This is a genomic window from Hymenobacter gelipurpurascens (genome assembly GCF_900187375.1).
GTDB lineage: Bacteria > Bacteroidota > Bacteroidia > Cytophagales > Hymenobacteraceae > Hymenobacter > Hymenobacter gelipurpurascens.
Map to the genome: position 1 here is coordinate 766,799 of NZ_FYEW01000001.1, position 16,817 is coordinate 783,615.

Below are 16,817 nucleotides of genomic sequence, written 5' to 3' on the forward strand. Positions count from 1 at the left end.
CCTATTCGGCGGGAGTGGTGGATTCGGCAGGCAGGTCTTTCGTCCAGCCCTTGGTGATGCCTTTCGCTTCCTGAAATGCCAGGATAGCTTTCGCATGTTCAGGCGTGAAGTCCTTGTTAGTACCAAGGCCCTGCGAGTGGAGGGTAATCTTAATATCCTCCATCGTGATGGGGGTAACAGCAGATTGTTTGGCCATGGAAGTAGGGGCAACTAAATCAGGTGAGAGAAAAAAAGGAGGGCTAGACGTCGAGCGCGCTCAGCGCTTTGAAGCTGGGCTCCGTCATCACGATGTCTTCTTCCCACCCATCTTCCAAGGTGTAGCCGAAGGGGCTGATGTTCTTGGACTTCAGGCCTTCCGAGCCGGGCGAGCCGATGTAGAAGTTGCTGAAGGGAATGGCGCGGCCGCCTGATTTATGGATCAGCGTACCGAAACGGTTGATCCAGATGATGCCAACGCGGGCCGTGCCGAGTTCAGCCGCAGATTCAGCTACTAGCTTCTTAATAGAAGCTTGGATATCGGAGGGCAGGCCAGTAAACTGACCTTTGGGCTTCACTGGGCCTTCGCCGGTGTAGAAGCCGGCGCCGCCGATGCTGGCGTTGGTGCCTTCTTCCGCAAACTGGGCCTCCGAGGAAGGCACGGTGTGGTTGGTGAAAAAGGGCGTCAGGATCAGCTTGGTGCTGTCTGGGGCTGCCATCAGCGCTACCCACTCATCAATGGTTTTGATGGTGGTATCGTCGGTGAAGGTGGGGGCGTCGTTCAGACGCACAATAGCCGCCCGGACGATCTGTTCAAAGTTTACCCCGCAAATCAGCTTGGCAATAGCAGATAAGGAGGCTGGAAGTGTGCAGTTGGCCATGACGGGCTAGGGTTGAAGTACGTACCAAATATTGTTGTACAAAATACACAACAATAATCCGTATTTACAACACCTCATGTCTGCATAAAAAAAGCCCTGCTTCTGCGTCGTATCTTCGCGGCCCCAACCTGCGATAGTATGAGTTCCAAGAAGCTGAGCACCTCCGAAGACCTGAATAGCTACGGCGCCAACAAAGCCTACATCCGTATCTTCAAGTATGCCCCACTCAACCAGTACGACCACCTGATCTGCGTGCATGGTGACCGGGGGCAGGGAACGACGGGAGAGGTAGCCCACCTCAAGATTAGCGAAGCCACCTACAACGCCATTGCTGAGCTATACCCAATTGCTGAGCGCGAATCCAACCTGTTCCGGAGCGAGTTCTTCGAAGTAGCGCAGGTGCTAGCCCTGGTGCACGCAGAAGCACTGGCTCCTGCGGAGGAAGAAGCATAACAAAAAAGCCCACCCCGTAAGACGAGGTGGGCTTTTTTGTTATCTGCGAGACTATGGGATAATTGGAGAGCCGCTGTCTGGAATCCAGTTCAGACCATCTACATAGCCATGCCAGAACTCCGCCTGGCCATCTTCTCCTACACTTAAGTAGTATTCCCAGTTGGCATAGGCCTCGTTATAAGCCCGATCCATTTCTATTTCATTCTGGCCAGTGCGCTGGGCGAAAGCTTTGCCATCTCTAAAGCCTAAAGTATAGCCAATAGGAAGAGCCACTTTGACTGTGTTAATTTTGCTAACTGGCGCAGCCTCAAGGGCTGAGCTCACGCCAAACAGCATAACTGCTAGGGCAAAAGAATACGTGATTCGTTTCATAAAAGGAAGGTGGATAGATGAATGATAGGCAAGTCTACCTATTTCCATATACCAGCGAAAGGACAATTGTCCCGCTTTTGTGACATCCGCCTAATTCACCCGCCGCATAAAGCCTTTGCGGGCGACTGGCTGCAGCTCGAACCACTCCCGCATCATGAAGGTGTCGCCGAAGTCAGGCGAGCGACCTAGGATGATCTTCTGCTCTTCCTTGGTGTTGATCTGCTTCTTGCCCTCTTTGTCCGCTTTGGCCCGCTTGATGGCTTTCAGGTCCTGCTTGATGACGTCGCGCACATCCACTACCTGGCTGCCCACTTTCATCTTCGTGGTGCGCTGGCCATCAATCAGGCAGCTATCGGAGGTGACCTCGATACGCACCTCGCCGCGGTTGGTGCGGGCCGCGCTGCGGTAGTAGCACTGGGTTTTTAGGTTCTTGTACGATTCCTTGGTGCCCGTCTCCGGATCCGGCAGGGCAGGAGCACCGCCGCTGAAGCCACTGTAGCCACCCAGCGCTACGGCATGGCCGCCGACGCCGTCCTGATCGACCAGTACATCCGACTGGGCCACGTTGTAGCGCCTACGCAGGGGCTCTACTGCCTCTACGATGTCGCGTGCGCCGGTCTTGCTGATGACCGTGATGGCAACAACGGTCCAGCCCTGCCACGCTTTGATCACGCACTTATCCTGGCCAAATCCGGCGGCGTCACAGGTGATACAGCGCCGGGGCTGGGCTTCAACTACCGGGTAGTTGGTGAACAGATCATTGAGGCGAGTCGGCTCATATAGCGCCAGGCCATCTACCTTGATTTTCCAGTTGCCTTCCAGCAGCTGGGCTTTCGTCTCCTCATCCTGGGCCATCAGGCCGGCGAGGTATTCGGGGTTTACCGCGAGCAGCTTCTTGTTCTCATAGATGCTGCCCGGAATGAAGGTGAGGCTCTTGGGGCTGGTCTGGGCCAATTCCCCAGCGAACAGGTGCGGGGCCTGCTCTACCACTTCTTCGGGCGTATCGCCCCAGATCATGTTCTCGCCGTCCCGAGTGAAGTAGCGCAGCTTACCGGCCCGCTCCGGAATGGGGAAGCCATCAGCCCCGATCCACCACGCAATAAGCTCCGCTACCCAGCTATCCGGATCCGGGTTGCAGCTGCAGCGCACGTAGGGCCGCACGCCGCACATGCTGCGGTTACGGGTGAGCATGTACCAGAACTGCTTCTTGGTGAAGTGGGTGAGCTCGTCGAAGATGATCAGCGGTATCTGGGTGCCCTGCCAGTCAAACATATTCTTCTCGTGTTGCATGTGGGCAAACGAGACGCGGGCGCCACTGGGAAACTTCCATTCCAGGTCGCCCTGCCTGGCACCTACCATCGGGTACAGGTCCTTGCTGGTATCCCACAGGCCGCCTTCGTTCGTGACCATGGCGTAGGTGCGACGGAAGATAACCGCGCCGAAGTCCTTATTGAACCGGTGGCGCGAAGCTTCGATCAGCAGGGCATATGTCTTGCCGCCGCCGGCGCCACCACCGATAATGGCGATGTCAGCAGCCGTCGATAGGGCCGCCATCTGGAAGCCTGGCTGCGGTGTAATGATCTTTGTTTCAGCTGCTGATGCAACACTCATTTGGGTTCCGGGGTACTATAGACTGATACTAACTCGTTTGATACGCTATGGATACTATCCCACAGAACCCCGATTTGCCAGTTGAAGACTCTACAAACGATCTGTGGATGGATGATTTAAGCGCCTTATCCGGGGCGTTCAATCCAGCTATGCTCACCCATGAGTTCTCTCTGCACTTGGGCCTTGGGGAGTAGCTTCCTTCTCCAGCCATTCCAGCCAGGGGAGAGCATTTCCCGGACGTGGCGAGAACACCAGGGGCCTAGGCCTTCACCACCATTGCGACGGTCCCCGTAGGCGGGGAATAGCCACTGATCGTACTGCTCGAAGAAGCGTTTGTGCACGAGGGCTTCTCGCTCGTTCAGCCAGTCTGATGCCTCCTGAGCATCCTGTGCCACCTGGCACTTCGCCTCGGCATAGCATGCGGCTATTTCATCCTGCACTGCCCAGTGAGCTGCAGTGGCCAGGTCGTCTATGAGGCTAGTCGCGTCCATTGTCGGGCATCATGATGTTGGAACCGGGCATATCGTTGCCGTTGGTGGTATGGTCCACCTTGACGGGTGCGTAAGCTCCGAGCAGCTTCAGAATCTTATCAGTCGCATCCTTGGCATCATGCAGCTCCACTGCCCAGCCGCTGCGCGTAGGCTTATAGCTCTTGATAGCACCCAGCTGGTGTAGCTCCTTGGCCTTCTGCAGATCGACGTGGGCAACTTTGCGCATGACCGTCTTGCCGTGGGATAGCTCCTTGGCATCTGGGTCTTTCTGCATGATGATCTCATACCGCAACAGCCGGCGACGAAGTCCCACCAACTTGCTGCGGTGCATCTTCATCTCTTTCTTGCTGTAGCCGGCCCGACGGGCGTACTCGTCTTCAAATTCAATCTCCTGCTCTACCTCTTCATAGAGTTCAGAGATAGGACGCATGATGCGAGGCGTATGCGGCTCCTCCTCGAAGCGAAGTAGGTCGCTCATGCTTACCCGGGCCCAGCCTGCCATGCGAGCTGCAGCCTCTTCGGGACTCATATGCAGCTTGGCTGCTTCTTCCAGTACCGCTGCCTTTATTCGCTCATCAGCCAGCATGTTAGTGGCTTGCTGCTTGGCGGTAGCTTCGCTGTAGCCTGCCATACGCGCTGCTGGAGCACCTTTCCAAAGCAACGCATAGAATTGCGCGAACCGGCGCTGATTGTGGCTCAGTGGCTTATCAGAGTGCGCGGCAGTAGTGGATTCGTCTGGCTGTCCCGTGGCCATGTCGAAAATAAAATCTGGTAAAGAAAGGTAAACCGGTATTGTTGTGTAAAGTACACACAAATATTCCGGAATTAGTGCCTCCATCTGCTGGAGTAGAACTAATTCCGGAATAGATGGGGTGCTAGGCGGCCTGGTCTAGCTCGTAGGGCATCTTATCGCCCTTGGCCTCATTGCAGGGCAAACAGAGCAGCTGCAGATTGCCTAGGTGGTTGCCGCCGCCTCGACCACGGGGAACGATGTGGTCTATCGTGAGGTACAGGCGGCTGTTGCACTGTTGGCAGTGGTTGCCATCCCGGGCGATGAGTTGCTGCCGGATGGTTTTCCGCTGACTTGGGGTGAGCTTGGGCGTCTCTGCATGGAACAGGGGCCGTGGTGGGCAGGTGGCGTACTTCTCTTTCTGCCGTTTACGCCGGCGGGCTTTCTTGCCCTTGCTGGGCGGCTTATCCGGCGGGTAGTAGTCTGCTTGGATGCGGGCCGGCGTCTTGCCATAGGAGCCTGCTTTGAAGTACTGGACCTCTCCGGTTTCGGGGTCTCGGTTTTTACCGACGCGTCGCAGCTTCATGGCTTAAGCGCTGGCTGGAAACTGATCAACCACCTCATCAGGCACTTGCCAGAGGCTTAGGGAACCACGGCAAGGGATAGGCGGCATGATGGTGACAACATCGGACAGCTTCCAGGCGAATCGACCTTCGCAGTAATCACCGGCGGCTATTTCCATCTGTGATAGGTCACCTTTCGCCACTACTACTTCCCCGGCTTTGGTTGTAAGGCCTACGATAGAATCCTTGCCGATTATGTTGAAGCAGTCATCAACGTTGCAGGTTCCCAGTATAGCACCACGAGGGAGAGAATCGAAGGTCAAGCCATGCTTGGCTAGCGCTTCACGGATGTAGCTATTATTCTCACACACATGGCGGGCCCAATAGGGCTTACCAACGCTGGCATGGATAGCCAAGTGGCCACGGTGCTTGGTAGACCACGATCGGGTTTCGAACTGCTTGTAGCCCAGCTGAATCAATGTCGCGTAGGGCTGAATTAAGGATAGTGCTTTCATTTTACTGTCGTGCTTTTAGTAATAGACTGCTTCCATTCATTGAACTCCCGTCTGACCTGCTCCAGGCTGCGGCCCTCGCAAGCAAAGCCACCAGCGGCCCGGACTTGCTCCAGAAACTCGCGCTGCTTTGGCTTGAGGGTATCGGTGCCATATTTCACTTCGACCGCGACGAAGTGCCCCGTAGGGCGATAGAAACCTAGCGTGTCGGATAGGCCTACCTTGCTGCTGCCTTTGCGAAAGGCCCCGATTTGCGGGTCGTAGAGAGCCGCATTGTTGTGACGCCAGATATAGCAGCCCTCGTAGGTGAGCAGGTCGCGGATGGCCGTGGTGAGGTCGTTGGTGGCCTGTGTGTTGCGGGTTCGCTTGGGCTTGGGGGCATCCGGATCCGGTGGGGCTCTGGAAGTTGGCTTGGTGCTGCCAATGATGCGGGCCATCAAGTGCGGAGGTAGGACAGTTTTAGCCATCAGGAAGAGAAGCCGTAATCCGCTGCCGCCTGGTTGTGTCCGTTGGCATCGGGCTGGCCATAGGGCACTGTGGGCTCTTGAACTTCCCAGCCATGGGTGATAGGGTGGAGCTTGTAGAGTGCGTATTGAATCAGGGACGCCACTTCAACCACCTTTTCACTTTCTATACCCTGTAGCTTTTCCAGGCTTGCCTGCAACAGCAACTCTACCTCCGTAATGCCTTCTGGAGTAATTCCGGCCGGCGGCATCGGCTGCACATCACAGATGGGCGTCACCAGCTGCCAGCGGTGGCCTAGGAGCTCCAGAAATTTCAGGGCTAAGGCATCGGAGCTAAAGCGCTTGTCTGTGATGCGGCCTTCGCTGTGTTGATATTGGTAGGATTTCATTTTACTCGCTTTTCTTAGGGACAGGACGCAGCATATTCGCTGCTTCCTCAATCATCAAATACCATTCATCCGATCGGCTACTCTCCAGAGTTAAAGCGCGGTCTAGAATAGCCAAAGCATCCTGGGTGCTAGCCTCAGTATAAGGTTGCAGCACATCATCCAGACGTGAACCGATGCGACAACCGTTGATTGCGTTCTGCTCATCATGTGGGTTCACGCCAGCGTCATCAAGTCGCTGATGAACATATGCCTTGAATTTGCGCAGGTTGCGCACCTCATCCACTAATTCTGGGATAGCATATGAAGCCAATGTTGTCAACTGCTCATCAGCTATTTGCTTATCGGATGGGCTACCATGGCTACTGGAAACCTGCCAATCCTCGCATTCTTCCAAGAATCGCGAGAGCTGTTTTTCGTCTAACACGTTACTGAACCTGCTCATAAGGGAGATAATTAAGTTTTGATGGGATTTGAATGGTGGTGGTGTCACCGATGGGGCGTCTATCCAGTTCCCGCTTAGCCGCTTCCTGCTCCAGTAGCTCTACCCGGGCGGCATAGAGCCGATACTCGCGACGGTAGCGGGATAGCTGCCGATCTGTGAGTAAAGGCAGCCGGCGGCTCAGCTGGTCGAGACTCATGGCCTTAGCCCCTGCGACTCTCGCCGTCGAAAGGGATGATGTTACAGAGCTCATACAGCCGATCAGCTACTCGGTCGCCATACAGATCACGCAGAGAGGGCATATCAGTAGGCATGCCCTCATAGCGCTCCAGGGGGTTATTGGTGCTTAGGTGAGTACCCCACTGAGGCAACTGGCCTCGCTCATACCGGGAGTACCGGCCCAGCAGAACCTGCGCAAGTGGAGCCTCTTCATTGCCCCAGCTTTTCACCACCCCAGGTTCGGCTGCCACATCATCAATGCACAGGCTTTGGCCACCCATGCCGCAAAACGTGCGCTGCAGCTGCTCTGCCTGGTCACCTGCTTTGTAAGCGGCGGCGATGCGTTCTGCCATCACCATGCCGTAGGGGCGATGTGGGTTCTGCTGGTAGCAGGCCATCATATAGCTTTTCCCAACGCCAGGAGGACCAGCAATCAGTAGCCCTTTCTTGATGGTGAACGTGTCATCCTGAAACCATTCCTCCCCTAATTGTCGAACCAGACCTTCGTGGCCAGCAAAATAGGCAGCACAGAAGGCAAACAACTGCTGTTGACGTTCCAGAGGCAGGGAGAACTTGCGGGGGGGCATGCGCGCAGCGCCTAGGCGAATACCTTGTTGCACTGCCCACGCCTGCAACTCATCAGGAGTAAAGCGAGGGGTGCTAGCCTTGCCATGCGCTTGTTGGTACTGCACCTGCGCATCGTGGTAGCGAGAGGCTAAGTTGCCCCAGGCCCGCCGCTGCGCAGCAGCCAGTGCTTCCGTAGCCTCTTCCGCTGTAAGCTCTGTCAGTTCAACTTTCAGTGGCAGGTACGGAGGTGGCGTAGCCGACGGACGAGGGACAGATTCCCAAGTGTCTCGTTCCTCTACATACAACAGGTCGCAGTTTAGGTGTGCCCAGAGTCGATGTTCGCGATAGAGCTTACCGTACTTGACCTTTTTAGCGCGATGCAGGGCCTCTTGCACTTGGCTTGAGGTGAGTTCTACCTCATCAGGTGTTTCAGGTGGCTGCTCAGGCGACCTTCTGGCGACCATAGGCGGCAGCGGGGAGGTTGGCGACCCGTCCTGCTGCTGCGGGACGGCCTGTGCCAGGAGTGCGTTGAATTCCATTTGATTGGGTTTTGAGGGCATCTGCCAAGGCAACTACCCAGTCTTTTTCATTCCAGCCGCCATCTGCGAAGGCTTTGCTTTCGTCGCCGATAAAGCCTTTCCAGCTGTGTACCCGCTCCTGGGTGTGGGCCTTGTAGCCTCGGTAGGCTTGGAACTGAGCCTGTAGCAGCGGGCCCTGGCCGGCTTCGAACTGCACCCGGCAGAAGCGGGTAAGCCGCATGCGGCCGTCGGCCTGTGCAATGGAGAGCTTGAAGTATTCGGCCATCTGGTCACTGAGCAGTCGGACCTGGCCTGCCCACTCCGGATCGGGCCGAAATTCTGGCTTGAGCTCGCCGGCCGGCGCCGCGGCCCCAGTGTGCGAAGCCGACGCGAGCGAGCCTTCAACAGGTAACTCTTCTGTCAGGCGAGGTCCTTCAATTTTTGAGCTTTCAACTTCCAACACACCCACCACGGGGGTAGGGGGTGTTTCTTTTATAGAAGTTGAAATAGAAGATGAAAAGTGAAGAGCTTTTTCTGGGTTATGGGTTGGCTTTTCATTTGAAAGCCGTGGGTTTTCTACAGAAAGCGGTGGGTTTATTTGGCTTTCGTTTGGGTTCTTGCGAGGGCGCCCACCCTTGGAGCCGTTAGCGGATTGCTTCTGACGATTAACCCACTGCTTTTCGGCTTCGGCAACCAAGCGAGGGTTGTAGCGAGTAAGGCCATCGGGGGCCTGGGGAAACTTGCTCAGGATCATTTCCCGACTCTGTTGCCACTCCTCCACACTGAGGCGAGCGAGCCGGCGCATCTTGTCCTCACTATTAGGTAGATGGCCGGGTTGCTCACCTTGCCAGGCATTGAATAGCAGCAAACAGTAGGCTCCCACCTCGCGGGCGTCCATCATCTGCACGTCGGGCGAGCTGAGGAAGTCACCAGTATAGAGTTGGAATGCGGGGGATTTCATTAGGCTGCGGATTTATGCTGGCCAAGGACTGCGTCTCGAAGACGAGCAGCTTCCCCTGTCACAGGCAGCTCAGTTAGGCTCCAGCCATTCTTGAAAGTGGCACCACCAACTATTTCCAGTTGAATGAGGTGAGCATATAGCTCAGGGTTATGTTGGGCGCCATTGAGCAAATCGTTCTTGCTGCCCAGCACACAGAAAGCACAGCTCAGACGCTCGTTACCGAAGACGTAGGCCGGGTGGCAGGGCCATCCCTGCAACGCCTCTTCGTGCTGGCCTGCGGCATACAACAGCCGGCGGCGGGTAAGCTCCGCTGAGCTGGTACCGCAGGCCTGCCAGATTTCTTCTGTATTCCAGTGCAGAAGCGGACGCCAGTTCAAGGCAACACGCTGGCCCGGGTTACGAGCTGCCAGCGCCTCTTCTGGTGTCATCGCCGAGAGGTTGCGCGTAGCCTTCTGGCTACTGGCAGTGATGCCTGTGCGAATTTCTACCACTGGCTTCTTAGCGCGGGCGTGGCTCTCATCAGCCCGAACCCCTTCCGCCGAAATCACTACCTCAGCCGAGCGGAGCGCTGTATCAATCGGGCCACGCTTTAGATCAGAGGTGCAATAGCGACTGGCAGAAGAGGGCCAGAAAGGAGCTGGGTTGCGCAGGGCCGTATCAATCGGGCCGGCCTTCAGGTGGCTAGTGCAGTAGCGGCTTGCCGACGAAGGCCAGAAGGGAGCACCACTTTCGCGGGTGGCTTCCAAGCGCTCTTCGAAGCGGGCTACTAAATCACCTTTGGGCCGGCGCACAACCAGTAGTGGCATGCCCGCATCTTCCGCCATGCGTTCCACCAAGGCGGCAGTCTGTGGCCACTCGGCACGGCCTAGGTCGGCATGCACCACGTAGCACCGTCCGGTATAGCCTTGGGCCCGGAACCAGGGAGCCAGCAGCGCTACCAATGCCTGCGAGTCCTTACCAGCCGAGAGACTTAGTGCCAGATCGGCGCCACCTCGTAGGGCAGCGTCAATCACAGTAGGCACCGCCAAGGTGGCAGCTGGGCGTGCGAATAATGGGATTTGTTTAGGATCCATTATGCAGCCTCCTTTCTAGGCGTTTCCGCATCCAACAGATCAAACAGACTGGGCACAGAGGCCTTGTACTCCGCTTCCCGGCAGTACACCTGGCCAGCCTGCCAGTACTCTTTCTTGAGCTCGATACCGTAGCCGCGGCGGCCTAGCGTAACGGCCCGGAACGGTACTGTCATCAGCCCGCCGAACGGATCTAGTACAACCTCATCCTCATTGCTCCAGCGGCGAATCACACGGTCTACAATGTCAAAGGGCAGGGGGCAAATGTGGTTCTGAGCGTTGCGCTTGAACTGCTCACCATTGAGCGTGCGCATGTACACCACATCGGTGGCTACCATCTCGCTGTAGCTCTGGGGAGGCAGCATCATAAAGGAAGAGGGCAAGCGGCCGGCGCTATCCAGCTCTTCACTGAGCCGAACATGCTCCTCATAATCATAGACGTGGGAGAGGTTCCGCTTCTTGAACCACTTGCCAATAGTGTCCAGGCTCTTATTGCGGATGTCGCCAGGGCTCAGCAATCGGTCGCCACTGCTACGCCACAACGCGTGGGCATCCAGCTGCCAGCGGCCCCTGGTGTACTCTTCCTTGTTCTTTACTACCGGCTCATCCGCATAGGCATTGGAGAGGTCGGAGGGGAGCTTGCGGAACAGCAGCACATATTCGGGCATGCCATAGCTCATCTTTGTGCCATCCTTGCACTGCTCACTCCAGCCTAGGCGGTAGGTCTGGTTATTCTCGCGCACTACATCGGTCAGGATGGTATTGCGACCCATAAAGACGAACCCGCCCTTTTCAAAAGCATCCGAAGTCTGATCCGAAAACCGCTCGACTGTCATAAAGCCATTGCCTGTAACCGATCCGTACCGAATCCGGTCCTTGACGTGTATAGCAGCGATACGACCAGGCTTGAGCACCCGTAGCAGCTCTGGCACTAGGAACTCGAACTGCTCAAAGAAGCGATCGTTGCTCTCGTTATGCCCGAAGTCGTTGTAGGAGGCAGAGTATTCGTAATGGTTGCCGAAAGGGATGCTAGTGTGCACGAGGTCCACAGAGTTATCGGCCATCGTGCGCAGCTCAGCTACACAATCGTTGTGCACGCAGGTGTAGCGCTTGCCCTGAGCTACCTCGCGCTCCACACCCAGTGAGCGGGTAAGGCGGGCTTTTTCCGCTTGATGCGACAGCCCGTACGTTTTGATGATGCCACGCATGGTTTCCATCAGCTCGTTGTGGCGCTGCCACTTGGCTTCCAGTTCTTTGCGGATCGGCTCTTCAGCAGCGGTGTAGATGATGTGCACCTGCACTGACTCTTTCTGCTGGAAGCGGTGTGTGCGGTGCACAGCTTGAATAAAGTCTTCGAAGCGGTAATCAATACCCAGAAAGACGTTGCGCGAGCAGTGCTTCTGAAAATTACAGCCAGAGCCGGCTATTTCTGGTTTGGTAGACAGGTAAGGAAACTCGCCGTGGCTGAAGCCTACAATCAGCTTTTCCCGTAGCTCGAGGTCCTGCGAACCGAATACCGACTCCACACCAGGTACCGCTTCCGCAATGGCGCGGCGCTCATCTTCCAGGTGGTGCCAGATAAGCCAGTGGTCCAACTCTTCGGCCTGGAGCAGCTGCACCATCTTTTCCACGCGAGCAGGAATGCTGCGCTTCTTCTCGCGAGCTGCCGCCTGCAGGTTGCCTTTCGTAGAAGCGAATACTTCCGACTGGCCACTACGCTTATCAACGTGCGTATCCGATTCGCCCTCCGTAATCAGGTGCCATTCTACCCGTAGTTCGGGCAGGTCATAGCCCTCATCGGAATAGCCCAGATCAGAGGGGCGGGTAAGAAACAGAGCCCACGAGCTAACCCACAACCAGAAGTCTGCCTCGTGCTGGGGGTGCAGGGTGAGGTTGCCAGCCTTCTGCGAGTCGCGCTTGAACCAACGGGTTAAGGCCTGGCCTGAGTCCATTACACCCAGAAATTCGGCGTAGTGAATCAGCTCCTTATACTTGTTAGGCGCGGGCGTTGCCGTGCACACAAACCGAAACGGTACCGACTTCAACAGCTTGGTGAATTGCTGATAGGTATCGGTACCAATGCTGCGCAGTACACTGCCCTCATCGAGTGTGACGGCCGTCAGCTTGGCTAGAAATTCCGCCGAAAAATGCCCGTCGCGAACCCGCTCATAATTGGTGATGAGAAACGGGCTGTCACTGACCATCGCTTCCGCATCGTTGCGCACGTAGTTGATGCGCACACCCAGACGAGGGCCATCTTCTTCCGTGAACTGATGCTTCACACCCAGCGGGCATACAATCATCACGTAGCCTCCGCGCTCTTCTCGGATAGCGCGTAACAGCTCGATTTGGGTATGCGTCTTGCCTAGGCCAAAGCTCGAGCCTATTAGGGCGCGACCTTTTTTCAGGGCCCAAACGATAGTATCTACCTGGTGCGGTAGGCTGGAGGGGTGAAGGCTGGAAGGATTTATATCAAAGCCGGCATCTTCGGCCAGCTTGATTTTGGAGCCTAGAAATTGAGTGTAAGAATCCATGGGAAGGATACAAAAGGGCCCGACTCGCCCCCGTGGTGAGTCGGGCCGGTGAGTGTTAGAGATAGTTGTTGAGCATCACAGGCATGAGCAGGCAGAGCATGCCATCATCGGCATCAGCCGACTGCAGCACAGCCGCGCGACTAGGCAGGCTCATGCCGATTTTCACGCTCTGGCAGGGCATCTTCTCTAGGAAGTAGCGTAGGAAGCGGGCGTTGAAGCCGATATCCAAATCCTGTCCCGTGTAAGTGCCTGGGATGGTCTCTGTGGCCTTATTCTGGAAGTCCAGATCCTCGGCAATTATTCGGCAATCCGACGCCTCTTGCAGGTCGAACTTCACCTGATAGGTGGTTTTGTTGCTGAACAGCAACAGTCGTTTCACGCTGGCTAGTAGTTCTGTGCGGTGTACTATCAGCACATTCGGGTTCACTGCTGGAATGACGTTGTGAAAGTCAGGATACTGTTCCGCAATAAGCCGCACCTGAAATTCACCTTTCTCCAGCTTAAACAGGGCCTGTGTAGCACCGACGATTACCTCGACCACCTCACGTTGGCTTACCAGCTTGAGCAGTATCTCGCAGGCCTTACGAGGTAGAATAAAGCTGTTAATAGTGCCTTTCAGCTCGTGCTGATCCTGTTTTCTCATTACCACCAAACGGTGGCCATCAGTGGCAGCAAATTCCAGCTTATTGGATGTAACAATGACCAACACGCCGCACATAGCGGGGCGCAACTCGTCTGTGCTGGTGACAGGCAGAGTCGCACTCAATCCAGCCAGTAGAATATGGCCAGGCACAGATAGGGTAGTACCGACAAAGCCCAGGGCGACTTCAGCAGGATAGTCCCCTGCTTTCTCCCCTGCTATTTCATACCGGGCGCTACCAGTGCCACTCTGCAACAGCGTGTGCGTTAGTGCTGCGTTTATGTGCAGAGAAGGGTCTGGCTTGTCATAATCCAGCATCTTGAGCGTAAGCGGCTGATCTTCCAGATTTTTCAGTAGCTCAATCAACTGTTTGCCGGGTACGCATAGGGCGGCGGCATCGGTATCACGACGTTCCAATAGAAGCGGCCGCGAAGTAAAGCGGTGTTCCAGGTCGTATCCAGTAACCCGCAGGTAGGAGAATTTTCCGTACTGACCTGATTCAGAAGTGATGTCGAGGAGCAGGTTCTCCAGAATCGGAACAATCGGCTGATGGGAGGGAACCGCGAGTTGAGCGTATTGGGCCGCTTTCAGCAGGGCCGCATTGCTAAGTAAAAACGTGGTAAGCGCAGTGCCAACAGTGGTAGTAGACATGATAAGCGGGCTTAGAAGATGGGGAAATCGGAACCGAACGGGTGGCCTTCGCTGAGTTGGTAGACCGCCTCATCATGGGAGGTCGGCACCGTCATCAGCAGCGAGTCAAGAAAGAAGTTGGCCCGTTCAAGTGCTTCGGATAGGTTGCGCTCGTTCAAAGGAGTAGGGCATGCTTGCCTGCGACGTCGGGCCCTTGCCAACTTGCGCTGCAACTGCTGGTACATGGCCAGCTGCATTTTTAGCTTGTGGCTCATGATGCGGCTTTAAGGCGCCGACCTGTCCGGCGGTGGGAGATGCGCAGCAACTGTTCAGGTAGCTGCGCTTTATCCTGATCCAGTGTTAAGCTATTGCGCTCCTGCCAGGCCTGTACCGCACTCAAGCGAATACGATAGCCTCTTGAACTTTCGGTGCACTGCACTACAGGCAGGTTGCGCTGGTGATAGGAAGGGAGCCGCAGGTAGCCCCGCACCGTGCTTACCTCTAAGCCCAGTATATCCGCCACTTCCTCGCAGGTGAATTGCGGATCAGGCTTGGGAAGTGCCTGATAGTATTGTTGAGCTGCGAGACTGAACTGTTCCGCCATCAGGGACTTTATAGCCGACTGATTGATATCGAAGATGTCCATTAGGCCGCCGCTTTATAGTCAGTGGGACCATCGTGTTTATCAATCACCGCTTTAAGCTTCGCCAGTATTTGCTCTGCTTGCTCCGGGGTTCGACGGTTGATATTTAGCAGCTGCTTTGTCTTTTCCGGCCGGGAAATAGCTGGGTGATTCAGCAAGGCTATAATCGACTTGCGCTGTTCTGCAGAAGCATAGCCATCCCCCAACTCCTGCTGTGCTACAGCAGCAGGTACAGGCATTTGAGGCAAAGCAAATTGATGAGAAGCTTGTGCCTGTTCGGCTGGTTGAGGCATCTGAACTAACTCCTGCATAAGCTCTGCCAAGGCTAAGGTGATTCCAGCCAGCTTAACCAGTTCATTAATGCCATTAGACAAGTCTCTTGCCTCGGCGTATATATTGGCTCGCTCTTGTGCCTTATGCATGTCAGCAACTAACTCGACGCTTGAAAGCGTGCGAGCGGTGCCTAGTGCGGCATATACCTTTTTGAAGAGACCATCCTTCGCCATCCGCTCAATAGAGGTTGCTGCCTCTTGCATCTGGCCTATTTCGCGGTCCATATCGGCTTGGGACATTTTGCCACTCAGTACTCTGCCTGGGTAAAAGCCATGCCTCATCTTGATCTCACGCCGAAGGCAACTAGCCTGTTCAGAAAGCGTGTAAATCGGTTTTATTTTTTCTGCCATATCTTTACAGTGGATTCGACCTGAAAGGGTTGATGGATTAGTTAGAGCCGCTCACGTTGCCGCGTGTGCGGCTCATCTGTTTTAGGGCCTATCGCAGAGCTTAATCAGCAGGTAGGCAGTCGGGGCAGCGATGGCGAGCAAGAGCAGGCCTAGAATGCGCCGAATCAGAGAGAGCGGCTTCATGACCAAGGCTGGTCTAAGACCTCCTGCGCTTCCCGCAACGTGGCCTCTTGGTTGACTTCGTCTCGTATTATCTCACGCATGCACTCTGTGATAGAGAAGGTATCCTCCGCAGTGACATTGTGCAGCACCAGCGCTTTAGCGCGCCAATCCTGCCCAGCAAAAAGAATAATGGAGGGCGCTGTCAGGACGTAGTAGGCAGCTAACAAGCGTCTCCAGAAACTCAAAAAGGGCTTTTTCATAAGTCGGTAGGCTCTACTGGTGGTGGAAAACCGGGTGACTGTTTCGGGCGACGGGGCTTAGGCTGCGACACTGTGCGGCTCAATCAGCATGGTGACCTGGAATGGATCGGCGGTGGGCTCTACTACACCAGGCTGGTAAGCCTGAAGAGCAGCCTGGTACGCGTCGCCTGCCTCATTGCTGGCTTTGAAGGCCGCGCTGTGCGTCTTAGCCAGCAGCGTCACGACTTCCATCGGGTGCTCCTCCAGCGCCTGCTTGAGCAGAGAATCTGCCAGCTTAAAGGCGCCCTGTGCCTCGTAAGCCGCTTGCTGCAGTTCGTGTAGCTCTTCCATGGCCTAGGCCGCGATAGAGAGGTGCGACACTTGCATGATAGTAGCATGCTCAGCAGGAGCAGGGAAGTAGAGCAGGGCGCCGGCGGCGTACTCATCCAGGCGGTACTCGCGCAGCGTAGCCGGCACCTGGCCTGCGAAGAAGAACTCTTCCTCACAGCCATCTTCCAGAGCGAGTCGGAACAGCGAGCTATCAAAGCCTTTAGTGTAAAGACTTAGCTCTCCATCCAAGCCACGTGCCCACCCTATAATTGGGAGTAATTCGTACTCATCGGCTTCGTCTTTTTTGTCAGCCTTGGTACGCACGGCCAGCTGATCCTTTGGCTGGGGCTGGGAGATGCTCACCGGTCCTTTCGGCGTCTGGAGCTTGTAGAGGGGAATGGGAGTGGAAACGACCATAGTTGTAAGGATTAGAAAAAGGGTGTTGTGGTGATGCGGTTGCCGCCGCTGTTCGTGAAATGTCAGATTAAGCTGCTGTCGCGTGCTGCTGGGCATGTTGCCAGCGGGCGAAGCCATCGGGGTTCGTTTCTTCTGCGAGGGCCTCAATAGCAGGCCAGAGTCGTGAGCCGGTGTTTTCAAGAGAGATGACGCCGCTTAACTGGCTGGCGCTCTTGCAGCCAGTGCGCCGGGCCAACTCCTTGATAAAGCCAGTGGGCATCAGCTCTCGCATTGTGGGGGTGGGGTTCGGTTCCATAGGCAGTTTGCGCCGCTTCGTATATTGC

The 16,817-nt window shown here is 55.7% G+C and carries 26 protein-coding genes; 2 read left to right on the forward strand and 24 right to left on the reverse strand.

The features are described 5' to 3' along the window. Position 1 precedes the first annotated feature (1 nt). Together CFT68_RS03130 and CFT68_RS03135 are read right to left on the reverse strand one after the other, a co-directional pair. The gene (locus CFT68_RS03130; RefSeq protein WP_088841964.1) at positions 2-196 is read right to left on the reverse strand and encodes a hypothetical protein; all 195 of its coding nucleotides are present in this window, start codon (positions 194-196) and stop codon (positions 2-4) included. 43 nt (positions 197-239) lie between these two features. Beyond that, positions 240-857 (reverse strand): hypothetical protein, encoded by a 618-nt coding sequence (locus tag CFT68_RS03135; protein WP_088841965.1) that lies wholly within the window; start codon positions 855-857, stop codon positions 240-242. A gap of 138 nt (positions 858-995) precedes the next feature. Here CFT68_RS03135 and CFT68_RS03140 point away from each other — a divergent pair, with 138 nt between their 5' ends. Further along, entirely contained in the window at positions 996-1,310 is a 315-nt protein-coding gene (locus CFT68_RS03140) for a hypothetical protein (protein ID WP_088841966.1), read from the forward strand. A gap of 51 nt (positions 1,311-1,361) precedes the next feature. Here CFT68_RS03140 and CFT68_RS03145 read toward each other — a convergent pair whose 3' ends face one another. Both CFT68_RS03145 and CFT68_RS03150 read right to left on the reverse strand, forming a co-directional pair. Continuing rightward, positions 1,362-1,682, reverse strand: a complete 321-nt coding sequence (locus CFT68_RS03145) for a hypothetical protein (protein ID WP_141106418.1) — start codon at positions 1,680-1,682, stop codon at positions 1,362-1,364. Between the two features lie 90 nt (positions 1,683-1,772). Next, positions 1,773-3,293 carry a terminase large subunit domain-containing protein gene (locus CFT68_RS03150; RefSeq protein ID WP_088841968.1) on the reverse strand — a complete coding sequence of 507 codons (1,521 nt, stop codon included), beginning with the start codon at positions 3,291-3,293 and terminating at the stop codon, positions 1,773-1,775. A 47-nt stretch (positions 3,294-3,340) separates the two neighbouring features. On the opposite strand from CFT68_RS03150, the gene CFT68_RS22370 reads away from it, so the two are divergent. Further along, positions 3,341-3,487, forward strand: a complete 147-nt coding sequence (locus CFT68_RS22370) for a hypothetical protein (RefSeq protein WP_394340104.1) — start codon at positions 3,341-3,343, stop codon at positions 3,485-3,487. On the opposite strand, the gene CFT68_RS03155 is transcribed toward CFT68_RS22370, so the two are convergent. From CFT68_RS03155 to CFT68_RS03245, 20 genes are all read right to left on the reverse strand, one after another. Further along, complete coding sequence (locus tag CFT68_RS03155) at positions 3,419-3,784, reverse strand: hypothetical protein (protein WP_088841969.1); 366 nt, start codon at positions 3,782-3,784, stop codon at positions 3,419-3,421. The genes CFT68_RS22370 and CFT68_RS03155 overlap by 69 nt on opposite strands. After that, positions 3,771-4,538, reverse strand: coding sequence for a terminase small subunit (locus CFT68_RS03160; protein WP_170934681.1), 768 nt, complete (start codon positions 4,536-4,538; stop codon positions 3,771-3,773). The genes CFT68_RS03155 and CFT68_RS03160 overlap by 14 nt, the downstream gene beginning before the upstream one ends. Before the next feature lie 121 nt (positions 4,539-4,659). Beyond that, a complete protein-coding gene (locus tag CFT68_RS03165; protein WP_088841971.1) occupies positions 4,660-5,100 on the reverse strand; it encodes an HNH endonuclease in 441 nt (146 codons plus the stop codon). Between the two features lie 3 nt (positions 5,101-5,103). Beyond that, a complete protein-coding gene (locus CFT68_RS03170; protein WP_088841972.1) occupies positions 5,104-5,592 on the reverse strand; it encodes an ASCH domain-containing protein in 489 nt (162 codons plus the stop codon). Beyond that, the gene (locus CFT68_RS03175; RefSeq protein ID WP_141106419.1) at positions 5,589-6,056 is read right to left on the reverse strand and encodes a VRR-NUC domain-containing protein; all 468 of its coding nucleotides are present in this window, start codon (positions 6,054-6,056) and stop codon (positions 5,589-5,591) included. The genes CFT68_RS03170 and CFT68_RS03175 overlap by 4 nt, the downstream gene beginning before the upstream one ends. After that, on the reverse strand, positions 6,056-6,442 hold the full coding sequence (locus CFT68_RS03180) for a hypothetical protein (RefSeq protein WP_088841974.1): 387 nt from the start codon (positions 6,440-6,442) through the stop codon (positions 6,056-6,058). Before CFT68_RS03180 ends, CFT68_RS03175 begins: the two co-directional genes overlap by 1 nt. A 1-nt stretch (position 6,443) precedes the next feature. Then, positions 6,444-6,884 carry a hypothetical protein gene (locus CFT68_RS03185; RefSeq protein ID WP_088841975.1) on the reverse strand — a complete coding sequence of 147 codons (441 nt, stop codon included), beginning with the start codon at positions 6,882-6,884 and terminating at the stop codon, positions 6,444-6,446. Beyond that, positions 6,868-7,080, reverse strand: coding sequence for a hypothetical protein (locus CFT68_RS03190; RefSeq protein ID WP_088841976.1), 213 nt, complete (start codon positions 7,078-7,080; stop codon positions 6,868-6,870). The genes CFT68_RS03185 and CFT68_RS03190 overlap by 17 nt, the downstream gene beginning before the upstream one ends. 4 nt (positions 7,081-7,084) lie before the next feature. Then, positions 7,085-8,062 (reverse strand): ATP-binding protein, encoded by a 978-nt coding sequence (locus CFT68_RS03195; protein WP_141106421.1) that lies wholly within the window; start codon positions 8,060-8,062, stop codon positions 7,085-7,087. A gap of 46 nt (positions 8,063-8,108) precedes the next feature. Then, positions 8,109-9,146, reverse strand: coding sequence for a DUF1376 domain-containing protein (locus tag CFT68_RS03200; protein ID WP_088841978.1), 1,038 nt, complete (start codon positions 9,144-9,146; stop codon positions 8,109-8,111). After that, complete coding sequence (locus CFT68_RS03205; RefSeq protein ID WP_170934682.1) at positions 9,146-10,159, reverse strand: phosphoadenosine phosphosulfate reductase domain-containing protein; 1,014 nt, start codon at positions 10,157-10,159, stop codon at positions 9,146-9,148. The genes CFT68_RS03200 and CFT68_RS03205 overlap by 1 nt, the downstream gene beginning before the upstream one ends. A 59-nt stretch (positions 10,160-10,218) precedes the next feature. Next, complete coding sequence (locus CFT68_RS03210; RefSeq protein ID WP_088841980.1) at positions 10,219-12,750, reverse strand: DNA methyltransferase; 2,532 nt, start codon at positions 12,748-12,750, stop codon at positions 10,219-10,221. Between the two features lie 55 nt (positions 12,751-12,805). After that, positions 12,806-14,041 (reverse strand): DNA polymerase III subunit beta, encoded by a 1,236-nt coding sequence (gene dnaN, locus CFT68_RS03215; protein ID WP_088841981.1) that lies wholly within the window; start codon positions 14,039-14,041, stop codon positions 12,806-12,808. An 11-nt stretch (positions 14,042-14,052) separates the two neighbouring features. Next, positions 14,053-14,295, reverse strand: coding sequence for a hypothetical protein (locus tag CFT68_RS21440; protein WP_141106422.1), 243 nt, complete (start codon positions 14,293-14,295; stop codon positions 14,053-14,055). Next, positions 14,292-14,666, reverse strand: coding sequence for a helix-turn-helix domain-containing protein (locus CFT68_RS03220; protein WP_088841982.1), 375 nt, complete (start codon positions 14,664-14,666; stop codon positions 14,292-14,294). Before CFT68_RS03220 ends, CFT68_RS21440 begins: the two co-directional genes overlap by 4 nt. Continuing rightward, a complete protein-coding gene (locus CFT68_RS03225; RefSeq protein ID WP_088841983.1) occupies positions 14,666-15,346 on the reverse strand; it encodes a hypothetical protein in 681 nt (226 codons plus the stop codon). The genes CFT68_RS03220 and CFT68_RS03225 overlap by 1 nt, the downstream gene beginning before the upstream one ends. A gap of 179 nt (positions 15,347-15,525) precedes the next feature. After that, positions 15,526-15,768 (reverse strand): hypothetical protein, encoded by a 243-nt coding sequence (locus tag CFT68_RS03230; protein WP_088841984.1) that lies wholly within the window; start codon positions 15,766-15,768, stop codon positions 15,526-15,528. Between the two features lie 57 nt (positions 15,769-15,825). Continuing rightward, a complete protein-coding gene (locus CFT68_RS03235) occupies positions 15,826-16,098 on the reverse strand; it encodes a hypothetical protein (protein ID WP_088841985.1) in 273 nt (90 codons plus the stop codon). Positions 16,099-16,101: 3 nt separating this feature from the next. Further along, positions 16,102-16,494, reverse strand: a complete 393-nt coding sequence (locus CFT68_RS03240; RefSeq protein ID WP_088841986.1) for a hypothetical protein — start codon at positions 16,492-16,494, stop codon at positions 16,102-16,104. Positions 16,495-16,561: 67 nt separating this feature from the next. Further along, positions 16,562-16,789, reverse strand: coding sequence for a hypothetical protein (locus tag CFT68_RS03245; protein WP_088841987.1), 228 nt, complete (start codon positions 16,787-16,789; stop codon positions 16,562-16,564). Positions 16,790-16,817 lie beyond the last annotated feature (28 nt).

Bases quoted from the DNA above. Each gene is read 5' to 3' on its own strand.
- CFT68_RS03130 (WP_088841964.1), bottom strand. From the start codon at position 196: ATGGCCAAACAATCTGCTGTTACCCCCATCACGATGGAGGATATTAAG.
- CFT68_RS03135 (WP_088841965.1), bottom strand. From the start codon at position 857: ATGGCCAACTGCACACTTCCAGCCTCCTTATCTGCTATTGCCAAGCTG.
- CFT68_RS03140 (WP_088841966.1), top strand. From the start codon at position 996: ATGAGTTCCAAGAAGCTGAGCACCTCCGAAGACCTGAATAGCTACGGC.
- CFT68_RS03145 (WP_141106418.1), bottom strand. From the start codon at position 1,682: ATGAAACGAATCACGTATTCTTTTGCCCTAGCAGTTATGCTGTTTGGC.
- CFT68_RS03150 (WP_088841968.1), bottom strand. From the start codon at position 3,293: ATGAGTGTTGCATCAGCAGCTGAAACAAAGATCATTACACCGCAGCCA.
- CFT68_RS22370 (WP_394340104.1), top strand. From the start codon at position 3,341: ATGGATACTATCCCACAGAACCCCGATTTGCCAGTTGAAGACTCTACA.
- CFT68_RS03155 (WP_088841969.1), bottom strand. From the start codon at position 3,784: ATGGACGCGACTAGCCTCATAGACGACCTGGCCACTGCAGCTCACTGG.
- CFT68_RS03160 (WP_170934681.1), bottom strand. From the start codon at position 4,538: ATGGCCACGGGACAGCCAGACGAATCCACTACTGCCGCGCACTCTGAT.
- CFT68_RS03165 (WP_088841971.1), bottom strand. From the start codon at position 5,100: ATGAAGCTGCGACGCGTCGGTAAAAACCGAGACCCCGAAACCGGAGAG.
- CFT68_RS03170 (WP_088841972.1), bottom strand. From the start codon at position 5,592: ATGAAAGCACTATCCTTAATTCAGCCCTACGCGACATTGATTCAGCTG.
- CFT68_RS03175 (WP_141106419.1), bottom strand. From the start codon at position 6,056: ATGGCTAAAACTGTCCTACCTCCGCACTTGATGGCCCGCATCATTGGC.
- CFT68_RS03180 (WP_088841974.1), bottom strand. From the start codon at position 6,442: ATGAAATCCTACCAATATCAACACAGCGAAGGCCGCATCACAGACAAG.
- CFT68_RS03185 (WP_088841975.1), bottom strand. From the start codon at position 6,884: ATGAGCAGGTTCAGTAACGTGTTAGACGAAAAACAGCTCTCGCGATTC.
- CFT68_RS03190 (WP_088841976.1), bottom strand. From the start codon at position 7,080: ATGAGTCTCGACCAGCTGAGCCGCCGGCTGCCTTTACTCACAGATCGG.
- CFT68_RS03200 (WP_088841978.1), bottom strand. From the start codon at position 9,146: ATGAAATCCCCCGCATTCCAACTCTATACTGGTGACTTCCTCAGCTCG.
- CFT68_RS03210 (WP_088841980.1), bottom strand. From the start codon at position 12,750: ATGGATTCTTACACTCAATTTCTAGGCTCCAAAATCAAGCTGGCCGAA.
- dnaN (WP_088841981.1), bottom strand. From the start codon at position 14,041: ATGTCTACTACCACTGTTGGCACTGCGCTTACCACGTTTTTACTTAGC.
- CFT68_RS21440 (WP_141106422.1), bottom strand. From the start codon at position 14,295: ATGAGCCACAAGCTAAAAATGCAGCTGGCCATGTACCAGCAGTTGCAG.
- CFT68_RS03220 (WP_088841982.1), bottom strand. From the start codon at position 14,666: ATGGACATCTTCGATATCAATCAGTCGGCTATAAAGTCCCTGATGGCG.
- CFT68_RS03225 (WP_088841983.1), bottom strand. From the start codon at position 15,346: ATGGCAGAAAAAATAAAACCGATTTACACGCTTTCTGAACAGGCTAGT.
- CFT68_RS03230 (WP_088841984.1), bottom strand. From the start codon at position 15,768: ATGAAAAAGCCCTTTTTGAGTTTCTGGAGACGCTTGTTAGCTGCCTAC.
- CFT68_RS03235 (WP_088841985.1), bottom strand. From the start codon at position 16,098: ATGGAAGAGCTACACGAACTGCAGCAAGCGGCTTACGAGGCACAGGGC.
- CFT68_RS03240 (WP_088841986.1), bottom strand. From the start codon at position 16,494: ATGGTCGTTTCCACTCCCATTCCCCTCTACAAGCTCCAGACGCCGAAA.
- CFT68_RS03245 (WP_088841987.1), bottom strand. From the start codon at position 16,789: ATGGAACCGAACCCCACCCCCACAATGCGAGAGCTGATGCCCACTGGC.